Genomic DNA, 911 nt, shown 5'->3' with positions numbered 1-911 from the left:
GCGCTGAGAACGCCATTGGCCTCAGCCGCTTTCAGGCGGGCGCGGGTATTGGCCTCGGGCAGTTCGCCTTGCAAGGCGTAGATCCGCGCCAGATCCACGACCGGAACAACACCATTGTGTTTCAGATCCAGCGTATTGCGATGTTCGCCCGACCGGATGGTCGCAAAACCACGCAGCAAACCCAGCGGCGGCGTGTGTTTCAACGAGTTCGAGATCATATGTGCGACGAAGATCGAATTGGCCCGAGCTGCGGCCAATGTGTCGGCCTGCAGGTCGGCGAACAGGTCGAACGCGCCGCCAATCGGGCGCAAGTCAAACATGACCGAGGCTAGCATCTGCGCTTCGGGGTTCGGTTTGGCGATCCATCCCTTGAAATAGTCGCGCCAGACACGCACCGGCTGACACCAGCGCGGATTGGTCGCCATCATGTCGCCGGGACAATAGAAATAGCCACAGGTATCCAGCCCGTCCGACACGAACCTGGCCAGCTTTGTAAAGTATTCCATATCCGCATCGGTCACGCCGTCATCCAACATCAGGCAGTTGTCCTGATCCGACACGCCTGTCTGCTCCTGCCGCCCTTGCGAGCCGCAGGCCAGCCACAGATACGGCACAGGGGGCGGGCCCAGTTTCTGTTCGGCAAGGGCCAGAAGGCGCCGGGTAACCGTGTCAGCAATGTCGGTGATCAGGCGCGTGACGATTTCGTGCCGGTTCCCGCCTGCAACCAGTTGCACCAGCAGCTGTGGGATTTCCGCCGTTACCCGCGCCATATCTTTGGCGGTATTTGCCTGCGCGATGCGTCGCACCAGTTCGGCCGAGTTCACGGCCTGGTAATGTGTCAGGTCGGTTTGTGTGACGATACCGACCAGCCGACCGCCCTCTGAAATCGGGACGTGGCCGATGCCGCGTTC

Annotated in this window: 1 protein-coding gene; it reads right to left on the bottom strand. The window is 61.0% G+C overall.

Annotated elements, in window-relative coordinates; all coding sequences use genetic code 11:
* Positions 1–911: DUF294 nucleotidyltransferase-like domain-containing protein (locus ACR0IP_RS23240; protein ID WP_480528171.1), on the bottom strand; the 911-nt coding region annotated here is incomplete at both ends.

The organism is Ruegeria sp. AL11 (assembly GCF_056540865.1).
Note: the sequence above shows the minus strand (reverse complement) of the source record. Positions and strands in the feature narration are given on the sequence as shown.